Source organism: Polyangium jinanense (assembly GCF_028435365.1).
Genome location: NZ_JAGTJJ010000008.1, coordinates 48,373 through 62,325, shown reverse-complemented (window position 1 = coordinate 62,325; position 13,953 = coordinate 48,373). Strand labels below are relative to the sequence as shown.

The window sequence follows — 13,953 nt, the reverse complement described above, 5'->3', positions numbered from 1 at the left end:
AAAAAGCCACGATTCAGCGCGGAAGGGCAGAGCCCTCGGCCGCCACCGCGAACGGATACACACACCGGAAGCCCACCTCGGCCGAGCGCGTGCTTGCCGCGATCTCCAGGCGATTCCAGCTCCGAAGCGCGCTCGCCGCGCCGTCCCCGAACGACCCGCCCCGCGCCTCGGCGAGCGCCGGGCCCTCGGCCTCGCCCGCTTTGGGCGCCGCCCACTCGGCCACGTTGCCGGCGAGATCGTACGCTCCCTCGGGCGAAGCGCCGTCCGGATGCGAGCCCGCGATCTCCGGCCCCGTCGCGCCCTCGCCGCAAGGACCACGCACGAGCCCCCACGCCGCCCGCCGACAAACCGCGCCCGTGTCCCCCCAGGCATAACGCCGACCCTTGGGACCCGCGGCCGCGAAGGCGAGCTCTTCCGGCGTGGGGAGCGTGCCGCCCGCCCAGGCGCAAAACGCGCGCGCCTCGGACAAACCCACGCGGGAGAGCGCACGGCCAGGCTCACCCGAGAGCGGGACGGGCGCGCAAGCGGACGCGGCCACGCAGGCGGAATAACGCGCCTCCGTGACCTCGTAGGCGTCGAGCGCGAAGGCCTCCATCGGCACGGCGCGCGGCATGACCTGGCCTTGCGCTTCCCAGTCACTCGGGCCGATCCGCAAGAGGCCGGCCGCGATGCCCACGGCGCGCGGCGTGGCCACGCACCCGGCCTCCGTCACGACGAGCCCTGCCGCGCATCGCGAGGGTTTGCCCGCGCAACGATCACCCGCGAGGGTTTGTCCTTCCCCGCAGCAGCGCGCCCCGAGCGCGATCATCCCCGGCGCACACCGTGCCGGCGGCGCTGCGCGCTCCCGCGCCACGAGCACCACGGCGACGGCGAGCCCGATCGAAAGGGCGAAGAGGCCGATCGTCCGGACAACCGGCCTCGCCCCGCGCGCTTCAGGCCGAGCCACCCTCGCCGCGGGCCTCCCCTCGGGGTCGTCGCGTCTCGCCGCGATCGCGCCTGCGCTGCTCGGCGCGCGCGGCCTTCACCTCGTCGAGCCGCGCCTCGATCCGCGCGAGCGCGTCGAGCAGCGCGGCCTTGAGCCGACCGTACGTCTTCGGACCGATGTCGCCCTTCTTGTGCGCCTTCTCCAGCGCGACGAACTCGCCGAGCAGCGCCTCGCGTGCTTCGAGCAGATCGTCCTTCGCCTCGTCGGGCACCGTGCCCTCCGAGCGCTGGCGGATGGTGTACGCCGCCGCGAGCGCGGCTGCCGAGAGCGCGAAGAACAGCGCGAACCAGCGCGTGTTTCCGGGCACGGGCAGGCCCGTGATGGTGATGTCGAGCCCGCCGATGCCGCGCTCGCCTTGTATCGCCTGGCGCATCGTCACCATCACCTTGCGGCCGTCGCGCCCGGTCTGGCGTTGCGCTTCGGGGAAACCGGCGACCGAGAGGCCCATGGTCTTGTTCGCCTCGGAGAAGATCCGCACCTCGCCGACGCGTGGCGGCAGCACGACGTGGAAGGTTTGTCGGTCCTTGCCTTCGAGCGGGATCTGGTAGCTGAACGAGGCCTCGTGCCGCCCGGGCGCGATCGTGCCCGAGAGCCACGGTCCCTTCTTCGGCTCATCGACGAACCGCACGTCGGTCATGCTGTCGGGGATGCGGAACGCTTGATATCCCTCGGGCAAACCGACCTGCGCGTCGCCCTTGCCCGGCACCCACGCGACCTTGCCGATGTTGAAGACGTTGAAGAGCTGCTCGACCTGGAGCACGCCTTCACGCAGCGACACGAACACGAACGACTGCGCGCCGACGAGCGCGTTGTTCACGTCGTCGGTCGCTTCGTATGCATGCAAAACGACGCGCTTGCCGGCCTTGTCCGAGAGCGCGAACGGCTCCGTCGCGTACGTGCCGAGGCCACGCTGCGTGGTCACGCGGTAACTCGTGCCCGCGCCGACGGGCAGGCCATCGAGCCGCGCCGTGCCTTGCGCGTCGGTCGTGACCTCGCGGCGCTCGCGTTTGTCGCCTTGCGCCACGCTGCTCTTGAGGATGCCGATGATCGCGGTCGCGTTCGGGATCGGGCGCTCGTCGGCGTCGTGGATCGAAAAGACCATCGTGCCCGGCGGCAGCGTCTGATCCTCGACTGCGGTGTCGGGCGGCGCCTCGAAAAACCCGCTGTTGCCGCGGCGCGTGTCGCCATGCGGGTTCGCCCCGTGTGGCGCTTCGCCGGGCCCGTGGGGATCCATCCCCGCGCCGTCCTCGACGCTCGGATGCCCCGGCGGAAGCTCGCCGACGTCGGGATGTCCTTCGGGAAGGGGACCGGCCGTCTTGCCGGCATCCCCCGCGCCCGCGTCGCCGGGCCCCGCGTCGGGTTTGTCCGCGCTGGGCTTTTCCTTTTCGGCCTTCGCGTCCGGCTTCTTCGGGGCCGCCGCCTCGGCCTTCTTCGGCTCTGCCGGCTTGTCCTCGCCCGCGGCGGTCGCCACGTGCGGCAGCGAGATCGCGGCAGCAGCGATGGTCAGGGCCGCGCCGAGGATCCCAAGACGGGTTCGTCGGATCGTGCTCACGACGCCTCCGCCTCCTCGTCGGCCTTCTTCGCCTCGCGGGACTCCTGCGCGGGCTCGGGCGCGGTCATGCGCGCGCCGCATTTCTTGCAGAACAAAGCGTCCTCGTCGTTCTCCGTGCCGCACGCGTCACACGCGCGCTGCGCGGCGGCCTCGTCGCTCGCCTGGGCGGGCTTCTTCGCCTTCTTCTTTTTCTTGGGCTTGCGCGGGGTCTCGTCGGCCTCTTCCTTCGCCGCCGGCTTCGGCTCGGCCTTCGGCGCGGGAGCCTCCGCGGCCTCCGCGGCCTCGTCGTCCTCGCCCGCCTCGTTCGTCTCTTCCCCCTCGGCGTCGACCAGGCCGAGCTGCTTCAGGCGTCGCTGCACGAGCGCCTCGGCCCGCTCGCGGCCCGGCGCCGCGCTCTCATCGAGGGCCTGAAGCAGGCGTTTCGCCTCGGCGCGGTACTTCGCGACGAGGGCGCGATAGTCCTCCTCGCTGATCTTGCCGACGCTGCGCTCGAACTCGAGGTCCTTCAGCGCGCGGATGACGGCGCGCTTCTGTTCCTCCTCGGCGCGAGGCGGCGCGCCGATCGCGTAGGCGTCGGCGCCGGCGAGCGGCGTCTCGCCGAGCAGCGTGCGCAGGCTCGCCCAGAACGCCGCGATCACGAGGACCAGCACGCAGCCCGCGAGCACCAGGATCGCGGTGGAGACATCCACGAAGACGCCCGCGGCGATGACGAGGGTCGTGATCAGGCCCGCGACGAACAGAGCGAGCCGAGCCAAGCTGGGATCGGACTCCGGGAAGAAGGCCCGGAACACGGCGCGGATGAGCCCGACAGGGATCACGATCCTCATTCGTCGTCGAGCTCCTTCAACTCCTGATCGAGCTTGTCGTCGTAGGCGTCACGCGTGTCGTTCTTGGCCTGGCCCTTCGTTCGCGCAGGCGCGGCCGTCGCGGCGGCGAGACCGCGGCGTTGCCAGCGTCTGAGCACGACGAACACGAGCCCGGCGCCGGCCACGATCGCGGTGATGGGCACGACCCAGAGCGCGCGGCTCGCGCCCTGGTTGCGCGGAACGGCGAGCGACTTCGGCCCGTACTGCGACACGTAGATGTCTTGCGCCTGCTCGACCGTCTTGCCCTCGGCGAGCAGCTCGCGGAGCGCCGTGCGGCGCTGATGCGCGATGTCGCACGGGCAGGTGCCGAGCGTCTCGCGCGGGCAGCCGCAGGTGCAGATGAGGCTCCAGAAGAGCTGGCGCTCGGTCTCGTTCTGGATCGACACGGTCCCCGTGCCGCCCGTGTGCTGGCCGTGCGCGAGGTGCGGATCGAACGTCAGCCACGCGGCCGCGAGGCCGGCCGCGGTGAGCAGCGCGAGGTGGAGCGGTGTTCGTCGAGTGGTCATTCGGAGTTACTTGGCGGGAGCGAGGGCAGCGCCGGGAGCGGGCGCAGGAGAGGGCGCTTCGATCGCCGGCGCAGGCGGGGCGCGCGGGGCGGCCGATCCGCCATAGGCGAGGGAGGGGCCGCCCGCGAGGAGCAGGGCGAAGATGATCGAGGTCGCGACCGAGGCCGCGGCGCGGATGTAGCCGAACGCGCCCGCCTCCTCCAGCGCGACCTCGGGCCACATCGACACCATCGCCCCGAGGATCAGGATGCCCACGCCGATCCAGATGAAGTTCACGAGCGGGTTCACGTGGAACTGGAACGAGGCGACCTTCGTCGTCGGGTTGACCATTCCTACGATCACGTAGAGATCGTCGCGGATGGTCATGTGCTTGGCGACCTCGGTCGAGGGCTGATCGGCGCCGGTCTTGTAGATGAACTTCGCCGGCGTGACGCGGCCTATGGGCCTGCCCTGACGGACCACGTCGAGGTCCGTGAAGATCATGCGCTTCTCGTTGTCGACCTCCATGCGCGGGCCGACGTACGTCATGGAGTAGTAGTCGACCTGGGCCGTCTCGCCGGGCGACATGCTGAGCTCCTTGTCGACGCCCCAGGCGCGGCCGGTGAAGCCGAGGAACATGAGCGCGATGCCCACGTGCACGACGTAGCCGCCGTAGCGGCGGCGTGACTTCGCCACGAGGTTGAAGAGCGAGGTGAACAGGCCCTCGTCGCTCTTGTTCCGCTGCCGCGCCGCGACGCCGCGGTAGAACTCCTGCACGACGACGGTGATGTTGAACGCGACGAGCATCACCGTGACGAACGGCAGCTTGCCCGAGACCCACGCGAGCGCGCGGCCGAGCGTGCCCTCGTAGATCGGCGCGGCGTCGTAGAACGCCGGGTAATTGAAGCGCTTGCCGACGAGGAGGTGGAGCGTGCCGACGACGAGCATCACCGCGACGGGCCAGCGGAAGCTCTTCAGGAAGAGCTCCGGGCTCGTCTTGCGCCAGCCAAGGAGCGGTGCCGCGCCCATGAGGAAGAAGATCACGAGCGCGAGCGGCGGGATCCAGGTGTTGTAGAACGTCGGGCCGAGCGTCGACTCCTGGTTGAGCAGCCACTCGCTGATGCGTGGCCACGTCGTCGCCGTCGCGATGAACACCGTCAGGCTCAGGAAGCCCCAGTTGTTCAGCACGAACGCTGCCTCGCGGGACAGGGCTGACTCGAAGGCGCCCTCGCTCCGAAGCCTCGGCAAACGCCAGACGATGAGCGAGATGCTCACCGCGGCGATCACGCCCATGTACCAGACGAAGAAGATGCCGATGCCGGACTGGGCGAAGGAGTGGACCGACGAGATGAGGCCGGAGCGCGTGAGGAACGTGCCGAAGATCGTGAGGAAGAACGTCGCGCAGATGAGGAAGACGTTCCAGATCTTCAGCATGCCGCGCCGCTCCTGGATCATCGTCGAGTGCACGTAGGCGCTCGCCGTGAGCCACGGGAGGAACGCCGCGTTCTCCACGGGATCCCAGGCCCAGTAGCCGCCCCAGCCGAGCTCTTCGTAGGCCCAGAGCATGCCGAGCGCGTTGCCGATCGAGAGGAAGAGCCAGGCGAAGAGCATCCACTTGCGCGTGGCCACGATCCACTCGTTGTCGAGCCTTCCTGTGGCGAGCGCCGCGATCGCGAAGGCAAACGGGATCGCCGAGCTCGTGAACCCGATGTAGAGGCTCGGCGGGTGGATGATCATGTAGAAGTTGCGGAGCTGGTAGTTCAGCCCGCTGCCATCCATCGGCGCGCCGCCCGCGCTCGTCGTGAAGGGGTTCGCCGCGAAAATCATGAGGATCGCGAAGAAGCCGATGATGGTCATCAGCGTCGCGATCACGAAGGGTTGGAGCTCGAGGTACTTGCGCCGGAGCCACGCCACGCAGCCCGCGGAGAAGCCGGACGTGAGGAAGAGCCACCAGAGGAGCGAGCCGTCCTGGCCGCCCCAGAGCGCCGCGACGAGGTACGGCGTGGTCATCGAGCGGTCGCTGTATCGAGCGACGTAGCTGATGCGGAAATCGTGGCTCACGAAGGCGAACGCGAGGACCAGGACCGAGAGGCCGACGAGCGCCACGGTGCCGTACGCGCCGAGCCGAGCCGCCTGGAGCAGGCGTGGCCTGCCGGTGCTCGAGGCGAGCGCGACGGCGAACGTGTACGCCGCGGCGATCAGGATCGCGTAAAGAACGCCGGTTCCGAACTCGGGGAGCGATTGCCAGATCGACATGGCGGGGGGCAGAGCTTAGGCCGGCCACGGAGCCGGGGCCACGTCTACGCGCCCTATTTCCCGAGGACGCCTCGTTGCCGCTCGTCGGGCGAGGCCACGACGACGCGAGGCGGCAAATACGCGTCCCCTCGTCCGACGGGAGCGAACGCGATTATACTTCTCCACATGAGCGCCACGCCCGACTTCCGATCCGACGACCTCATCTACGACTGGAACGAGATCGGGCGCAAAGGACGCTTGATCCCCCGGGACGTCACGTTCTTCGACGAGACGCTGCGCGACGGTCTGCAGAACCCCTCGGTCGCGGATCCGAACATCGAGCAGAAGCTCCGGCTGATTCACCTGATGTCCAAGATCGGCATCCACGTCGCGGACATCGGCCTGCCCGGTAGCTCGAAGCGCGCGTTCGACGATGTCCTGCGCATGTGCCGCGAGATCACGGACAACCGCTTGCCGCTCGGCGTGGCGTGTGCAGGTCGCACCGTGGTCTCCGACATCACCCCGATGATCGAGATCTCCCAGCGCGCGGGCATCCCCGTGGAAGTCTACTGCTTCATCGGATCGAGCCCGATCCGCCAGCTCGCGGAGGACTGGGACCTCGACACGATCGTCAAGCGCAGCGCCGAGGCGATCGACGTCGCGGTGAAGGCAGGCCTGCCCGTCGCGTACGTGACGGAAGACACGACGCGCTCGCGTCCGGACATGCTGGCGACGCTGTTCAAGATGGCGATCGATCACGGCGCGTCGCGGCTGTGTCTCTGCGACACCGTGGGTCACGCGACGCCGGACGGCGTGCGCAACTTGATCTCGTTCACGAAGGCGATCATCGCGGGCCATGGAGCGGACGGAAAGGTTCGCATCGACTGGCACGGTCACAACGATCGCGGGCTCGCGCTGGAGAACGCGCTGTGGGCGCTGGAGTTCGGGGCGGACCGGGTGCACGGGACGGCGCTCGGGATCGGCGAGCGCGTGGGGAACGCGGCGATGGAGTTGATCCTCCTGAACCTGAAGCTCCTCGGGCTCCTGGAGCACCAGGACCTCACGCACATGCTGGAGTACTGCAACACGGCGGCGGAGGCGGTAGGCTGGCAGATTCCGATCAACTACCCGCTCGTCGGTCGCGACGCGTTCCGCACGGCGACGGGCGTGCACGCGGCGGCGATCATCAAGGCGCAAGGCAAGGGCGACGCGTGGCTCGCGGATCGGATCTACTCGGGCGTGCCGGCCGGCATGTTCGGGCGGAAGCAGGAGATCTGCGTGGGGTACATGTCGGGCGCCTCGAACGTGAATTTCTGGCTGCGGCAGCGGAGGATCGAGCCTTCGAAGGAGCTCGTGGAAGCGATCCTGAAGAAGGCCAAGGGGTCGAGCCACATCCTCTCGGACGAGGAGATCCTGGCGGTCGTCGACGAGGTGAACGGGCGGTAGGGCGCGGCCTCGAACCGGGGCATCATCGCCCCACCATGCGCGCTCGACACCACGCTTCCATCCTCGTCGTCCTCCCGCTTTCTTTCCTCGTCGCCTGCTCCTCCGAGAGCCCCACCCACCTCGCAGCCGGAGGCGCCGGAGGGAGCGGAGGCTCGTCGAGCTCGATCGGCTCCGGCGGCGCCGGCACGGGCGGCAGCGGGAGCACGAGCGCGACCACGGGCAGCGGTGGCGAAGGCGGTAGCGGCGGCGGAGGCGGCAGCGGCGGCGGCACGTGCGTGGGCGATCCGAGCTGCGTGTGTCCTTCCAAAGGTCCGATCGCCGGGTACGCCGAGCACGACGGCCTGCGCGCGATCGACCCTGCTCATTTTGATCTCGTCGACACCGGCACGTTCGCCGAGAACGCCGCGCTGATCGACGGGCTCGGTCTTCCGTTCGTCACGCTCGAATCCATCTCGCTGAACCGCACCGGCACGAAGCCCGACGCGGCGCTCGCGGCGGACCTCGCGACCGTCGTCGGCTACCAGGGCGCGTTCGAGTGGGAGGCCGGCGATCAGAACGTCACGTACTGGGTGCCGCAGGGCCTCACGGGCGGCACGGTGGGCGCGCGCGAGTACGTCGTCGTGTCCTGGCATTACGACGAGGCGCACCTCGCCGATGATCCGAACCCGCCCGCGAGCGGGGACAAAGGCGTGCGGCTCTCCTTCGCGAACGTGAAGACCCTCGGCGGGGATGTTCTTTACCGGCACGTCCTGCTCGTCGCGCCGGATGCCACGAAGGGGCTCGTCTCGGTGGACATTCATGCCGGCGGGATTGCGCTCTTCGGGCCGTGGCTTTTCGTCGCCGATACCTCGCGCGGCATCCGCGTGTTCGATACGACCCGCCTGCTGTCCGTCTCGACCTCGGAGGCTTGCGCGTCGCAGATCGGCAAGGTCGGCGCCGAGGTTTGCGCGTATGGGTATGCGTATGCATTGCCCCAGGTCGGCGCGTACTTCTACCCGGCCGGCACGGACGCGAGCTGCCGCGCGAGGTTCTCGTACCTCTCGCTCGACGCGACCTCGAACCCGCCTTCGCTCGTCGCGGGCGAATACGACAACGACCCGGCGGTCGGCATTTACAGCAGGCTTTTGCGTTACCCGCTCGATCCGGAGGCCCAGAAGCTCGCGACGGACCCGAAGGGCGCCGCGCACGCGACGGGCGCCTGGTATGCGGGGAGTCGTAATGTGCAGGGCGCGGCGAGCGTGTCGGGGAAGTTTTTCCTGAACGCCACCCGTTACAACGGCGCGCTTTTTACAGGCGCCGTGGACCAGGCCAGCAAGGTGTACCAGGCCTCCGATGGGAAATGGGGGTGGATGCCGGAGGGCATTCACCACGTTCCGGCGAGTGATCGGATGTACATCAACACGGAGGGGCACGCGAACATGCCCCGGATCGTGTTCGCGGTGAAGGCTTCGGCGATCCCCTGAGCATGTGTGGTCCACCGGACGGTCGAGGGACCTGGGGGAACGGGTTCAAGGTCGATCCGGGAGGTCGATCGACCTGCTCGAACCGGTTGCAGACGTGGTGGAGGAGGTCGATCGACCTGCTCGAGCCGGTTGCAGACGGGGTGGAGGGGGTCGATCGACCTGTTCGAGCCGGTTGCAGACGGGGTGGAGGGGGTCGATCGACCTGTGTGAACCGGTTGCAAACGTGGTGGAGGAGGTCGATCGACCTGCTTGAGCAAGCTACAGGCCGGTTGGCAGGTCCTCCGGGCTCGCGGGGGCCGTGTGCGTTCCCCTTCTTCTCCCCCTACATAGTAGGAGAAGAGACGGGTCGGGACGCGATGACGAGGTTGGCCAGCAACATTCCGTGGAAGCGGTTCTGGGTGCCGCGCGAGACGTCTCCCTCGTTGTGGAGTGACTACTTCGCAGACCCCGAAGGGGAGTACGGCAAGCACATCAACCCGCATGCGAAGACGCTCGAGGAGCTGGAGGACAAGCCGTGCGTCGCGTTGCTGGGGGAACCTGGGATCGGCAAGTCCTACGTGGTCGAAGAGTACCGCGACCACGTGCGCGCACGTGGCGGTGTCGAGGCAACGCTCTTCGTCGACTTCAGGTGGCAGCACGACAAACTGGAGAAGGAGATCTTCGGGACGGATCCGTTCAAGCGATGGCTCGCGAACGCGTCACCGCTGACGCTCATCCTCGACAGCCTCGACGAGCACCCGAAGGGGCCCCTCCATGTCGCGTCCCAACTCATCCATCACCTTCAGCAAGGGTCTGCTTCGTCGCTGAGGCTTCGTGTTGCGTGTCGCTCGGCGGAGTGGCCGGCGGTGCTCGACGAGCAGCTCCCGCGCATCTGGAAGAGCAGCGAGCAATCAGAGCCAGCGGTCTTCTACGCGCTCGCCCCGCTCCGCAGGGTCGACGTCGCGCTGGCTGCGGGGAAGGATGGGGAGCGCTTCCTTGGCGAGGTGGCCAGGGCGAACGCCGAGCCACTGGCGAGCAAGCCGATCACCTTGGGCTTCCTCCTTGCAGAGTACCAGCAGCACCGGAAGCTGCCGCGTTCACGCGTCGAGCTGTACGAGGAGGGATGCCGAAGACTCTGCGAGGACCCGAGCCCCTCGCGTGGAGATGCCAGGCGCACCGGCGTGCTCCATAGGGACGAGCGTCTGGCGCTCGCATCGCGGATCGCAGCGGTCAGCATCCTGGGCCGCCGAAGCCTCATCCATTTTCGAGGGCCGGACCGTGGAGCGGTCTCCTCGGATGTGGTCAGGATCGACGAGCTGCTCGGTGGCGTGGAGCCGAGCCAGGACGGCGACGTCCCGGTGACCGACGCCGCCATGAAGGAGGTGCTCAATAGCGGGCTCTTCCGGCCTGGGGGAGCCGGTCGTGCAGGATGGGCACATCAGACCTACGCGGAGTTCCTGGCGGCCCGATTCCTGAAGATGCGAGGGCTCACTGCGGAGCAACTCGTGCGGGAAGTCTCGAATTCGACGATGGGTCGGACGGTCCCGGCGCTGCGCGAGACCATTGCATGGCTGGCGAGCATGGACGGCGATTTCCGCCAGCGTTTGCTTGGCATCGATCCAGAGCCGTTGCTCGGTAGTGATTTTGCGATGGTCGGAGCTGCCGAGCGGGAGGCGCTCCTCCGTGCGCTGCTGGAAAAGATCGATCGTCGAGAGATGCGCGCGGACCCCATCATGTACGATCGCCGGGCCCAGGCGCATCTCGTGCACCCGCGGCTCGCCGAGCAGCTCCGTCCCTACATCACGGATCGCAATCATTATGTCATGGCCCGGCGGGCAGCCATTCAGATGGCTGAGGCGGGGTGCGTTGCCGCGCTGCAAGACGAGTTGGCAGATCTCGCGCTGGATGTCAGTGAGGATTACGGTATTCGCTCGGACGCGGCAGACGCAGTCGTGCGCGTTGGCAGTCGGGAAACGAAACGGCGGCTCAAACCGTTGATCGGGGGCAATTGTGGACCGGACCCAGACGACAAGCTGAAAGGATCTGCGCTGGAGGCGTTGTGGGCCGACGACCTGAGCGCCGCGGAGCTATTCGCGAGTCTGACGCCGCCAAAAAGGGAGTCGTATAGCGGCACATACGTGGCTTTTCTGCACAGGCTCGAAGACACGTTGCCAGCGGCTCTTCTGCCGGATGCCCTGCACTGGACATTGGGGCTGCCCCCAAGACATGGCGATGATTTGTCGTACGCGTTTGAATCGCTGTCGGAGGCGATCATGGTACGCGGATGGGAGCATATCGATGATCCCCAGGTTCGGCCCGCGTTTGCCCAAGCTGTTCGTGAGCGGCTTTTGCACTACGAAGGTATTTTCGGTCATCGTCCTTATCATAAGGGAGATGCTCCGGATGTCTCGAATGACGACCGTAGGCGACGCCTGCTCGCCAGCGCCCTCAACAGCCTGCCGCCCTGGGGCGAGCACGACGCATCCGTGTTTGTAAGCGATGGATTCGTTCTGCCTCGTGACGTGCCCTGGGTCATCGAACAGCTGAGGACGGAAACTGCGCCATCAATACGTGTTCGGTGGGCGGCAATCTTGGCGCAATTTACCTCCACCAGAATGTGGAGCTTCGAGGTCGCAGATCCAATTATTGGTGCCATCCTGGAGATGGAAGAACTACGCCAGGCGATGCCTGACATCCCTCCGCTGGTTGTGCTGGGTTCTCCAACCTCTCGGTGGATGCGTCGCGCGTACCGGCAAGACGCAAAGGTGAGAGGTAGATACAGGCGCATGTTTGCGGGCCGCTCCTCGAGGAAACGTCGCGAGCGTCCAAAGGCCCTTAGACGCATTCGAGAATGCATGCGTCGATTCGAGGCGGGTGAGGACGACGCTGGCTGGCAGCTCTTGGGCTGGATGACCGTTGGCACGGTTGGGGAATCGGATGCAGGTACTTATGAATGGGATGTGACTAATTTTCCCGGCTGGAAGCGCGCCGATGCCGAGACGCGGGATCGTATTCTGGACATCGGGCGAGCGTACCTCTTACGGACGAACGAGCGTGCTGACGAGTGGCTCGGTCTCGATGGATTTCATCGTCCCGCGGCAGCCGGATACCGATACCTGTGTTTGCTACACCAGCTCGATCCTGCGTGGCTCGATCAGCACAGCGAAGCGATCTGGCGGAGGTGGTCTGCTATCCCGCTCGAATTTTTCCTGCAAGGTGGGGGATACGAGCAGAACCGCCAAATCGTAGCGCGCGCCTACCGAGCGAGGCCAGTACGCGTGCTGGAGGTCTTGGGCATACACCTCGAACGCGACCACGAGCGGTGGGATCATGTTTCCGTGCTCAGTCGCATGAGCGGCTGCTGGGACCAAACGCTTGGACAATTCCTGTTCAAGTTCGTGCAGCGAACGGAGCTGAAGGCATCCTTCTTTGGCCACTTGCTGAATGAACTCATCGCGCACGATGTCGACGGCGTGGTGGATTATGCAGCGTCGATTCTCACGCTACCTGTCCCTCTCGAAGGGGCCGCGCGGCTTCGCATGCATGCGGCGGCGCACGCGCTCATGGTGTACGCGCAGAATGCTGGATGGCCCGCCATTCGTCCGCTCTTACGCGCGGATCCTAGCTTCGGTCGAGAGGTGTTCCTGACCGCCGTCGATGCAATAGACATCAGGTTGCGGCGGTCGGATGCGTGGGGAAGAAAGTTGACGACCGCCGATATCGCGGAACTCTACACCTGGCTCGAGCACGAGTTCCCGGAGGATGAAGGTGCTGAGCATCGATCGCGAGGTCTTCATCCAATCACACCCAGAGATATGGTGGTGGAATTGCGAAATGGGCTCCTGAACGTGCTCATCTCACGCGGCACCCCCGAAGCCGTCGCGGCTCTGGAACAGATCCAAGTAACGTTTCCGCAACGGGATTGGACGCGGGTGATCCTGTTGGCTAAGGAAGCTGCCGCTCAAGGGACCTGGACACCGCGGAGCCCACGTGAGATCGTCCAACTTCGGCCAACACCAGTACGCGCCACTTCACCGACCATGTCCTCCACGCCCACTGTCGCACATGGAGTCGTCTTCCCTCCGCCTCTCATCGAAGCGTACCGGCAAAACAAGCTTGCTGTACTCTTCGGCTCAGGGTTGTCGCTGGCGAAGGACGTGAAGGGAAACTTTCCCAAGTGGAGCGAACTGCCAGATCGCTTGCTCGATCAGGTGGAGCGGCTGGGTGTCTGGCTGCCGGATCAGGTCGCGGCGATGCGCACGTTTTTCCGAAGCGGGCATCGCTCGCTCGAAACCATGCTCAGTGCGCTCGATACCGCGAGGACCGAGCTTCGTAACGCACGTCAATATCAGGCAGCGATGGATGCTGTGTTTCGTCCGCCCGATGCCACTCCCGCGGACGTGCATCGGGCGCTCGTCGAGCTCGGAGTCTGCGTTCTCGCTACCACAAACTACGATTCCTTGGTCGAGCATCTAGAAGGCCCTCCCAGACGAACCGCCTATACGTGGAAGGAGGCAGAGAACGCATACTCGGATATTATTACCGGCCGAAATGTATTGTTCAAAATCCACGGAACGGCCGAGAAGGCGGACACTGTCGTCATGACGCAGGCCGAGTACACGATCGCAGCAGGTGCTCTCTCGTACCAGCGTATAATGAGCTTCCTCCTCCAGGACTACACCTTCCTTCTCGTCGGATACGGCATCAATGATCCGCTGGATCTCGACCTTGTCTTTGAGCTTAACGTCAGATCATTTGGAATTGCAGCGCGAAGGCATTACGCTCTGATCCGAGAACCCGCGAGCGACCGCGACCGCTGGTCACGCGACTTCAACGTGCAAGTCGTGGCGTATCAGGACCACGATGACCTGCCCGCCATCCTACGTTCGCTCCAGGCGGCGAAGCCTTGACGTGTTGCCCCAACAGGGACATCGCCTTCATG

The 13,953-nt window shown here is 66.5% G+C and carries 8 protein-coding genes; 3 read left to right on the top strand and 5 right to left on the bottom strand.

What is annotated here, in order from left to right; genetic code table 11:
- Nucleotides 1-13: 13 nt before the first annotated feature.
- From KEG57_RS18280 to KEG57_RS18260, 5 genes are read right to left on the bottom strand one after another with little or no spacing between them, the layout of a single operon-like run.
- Nucleotides 14-946 carry a formylglycine-generating enzyme family protein gene (locus tag KEG57_RS18280; protein ID WP_272421498.1) on the bottom strand — a complete coding sequence of 311 codons (933 nt, stop codon included), beginning with the start codon at nucleotides 944-946 and terminating at the stop codon, nucleotides 14-16.
- A complete protein-coding gene (locus KEG57_RS18275) occupies nucleotides 933-2,537 on the bottom strand; it encodes a carboxypeptidase-like regulatory domain-containing protein (RefSeq protein ID WP_272421497.1) in 1,605 nt (534 codons plus the stop codon). Before KEG57_RS18275 ends, KEG57_RS18280 begins: the two co-directional genes overlap by 14 nt.
- Nucleotides 2,534-3,364, bottom strand: a complete 831-nt coding sequence (locus KEG57_RS18270) for a zinc ribbon domain-containing protein (protein ID WP_272458672.1) — start codon at nucleotides 3,362-3,364, stop codon at nucleotides 2,534-2,536. The genes KEG57_RS18275 and KEG57_RS18270 overlap by 4 nt, the downstream gene beginning before the upstream one ends.
- The gene (locus tag KEG57_RS18265) at nucleotides 3,361-3,909 is read right to left on the bottom strand and encodes a cytochrome c-type biogenesis protein (RefSeq protein WP_272458671.1); all 549 of its coding nucleotides are present in this window, start codon (nucleotides 3,907-3,909) and stop codon (nucleotides 3,361-3,363) included. Before KEG57_RS18265 ends, KEG57_RS18270 begins: the two co-directional genes overlap by 4 nt.
- 6 nt (nucleotides 3,910-3,915) lie before the next feature.
- Nucleotides 3,916-6,144 carry a heme lyase CcmF/NrfE family subunit gene (locus tag KEG57_RS18260; protein ID WP_272458670.1) on the bottom strand — a complete coding sequence of 743 codons (2,229 nt, stop codon included), beginning with the start codon at nucleotides 6,142-6,144 and terminating at the stop codon, nucleotides 3,916-3,918.
- Between the two features lie 165 nt (nucleotides 6,145-6,309).
- Between KEG57_RS18260 and KEG57_RS18255 the strand changes: the two genes are divergently transcribed.
- The 3 genes from KEG57_RS18255 to KEG57_RS18245 all read left to right on the top strand — a co-directional run bounded on the left by KEG57_RS18255 (nucleotide 6,310) and on the right by KEG57_RS18245 (nucleotide 13,921).
- Nucleotides 6,310-7,569, top strand: a complete 1,260-nt coding sequence (locus KEG57_RS18255; protein ID WP_272421492.1) for a LeuA family protein — start codon at nucleotides 6,310-6,312, stop codon at nucleotides 7,567-7,569.
- 35 nt (nucleotides 7,570-7,604) lie between these two features.
- A complete protein-coding gene (locus KEG57_RS18250; protein ID WP_272421491.1) occupies nucleotides 7,605-9,032 on the top strand; it encodes a hypothetical protein in 1,428 nt (475 codons plus the stop codon).
- Nucleotides 9,033-9,388: 356 nt separating this feature from the next.
- A complete protein-coding gene (locus tag KEG57_RS18245) occupies nucleotides 9,389-13,921 on the top strand; it encodes an SIR2 family NAD-dependent protein deacylase (protein WP_272458669.1) in 4,533 nt (1,510 codons plus the stop codon).
- Nucleotides 13,922-13,953: the final 32 nt, after the last annotated feature.

Excerpts from the sequence above, each read along its gene's own strand:
- KEG57_RS18265 (WP_272458671.1), bottom strand. The coding sequence starts at position 3,909 with ATGACCACTCGACGAACACCGCTCCACCTCGCGCTGCTCACCGCGGCC.
- KEG57_RS18255 (WP_272421492.1), top strand. The coding sequence starts at position 6,310 with ATGAGCGCCACGCCCGACTTCCGATCCGACGACCTCATCTACGACTGG.
- KEG57_RS18245 (WP_272458669.1), top strand. The coding sequence starts at position 9,389 with ATGACGAGGTTGGCCAGCAACATTCCGTGGAAGCGGTTCTGGGTGCCG.
- KEG57_RS18250 (WP_272421491.1), top strand. The coding sequence starts at position 7,605 with ATGCGCGCTCGACACCACGCTTCCATCCTCGTCGTCCTCCCGCTTTCT.
- KEG57_RS18260 (WP_272458670.1), bottom strand. The coding sequence starts at position 6,144 with ATGTCGATCTGGCAATCGCTCCCCGAGTTCGGAACCGGCGTTCTTTAC.
- KEG57_RS18270 (WP_272458672.1), bottom strand. The coding sequence starts at position 3,364 with ATGAGGATCGTGATCCCTGTCGGGCTCATCCGCGCCGTGTTCCGGGCC.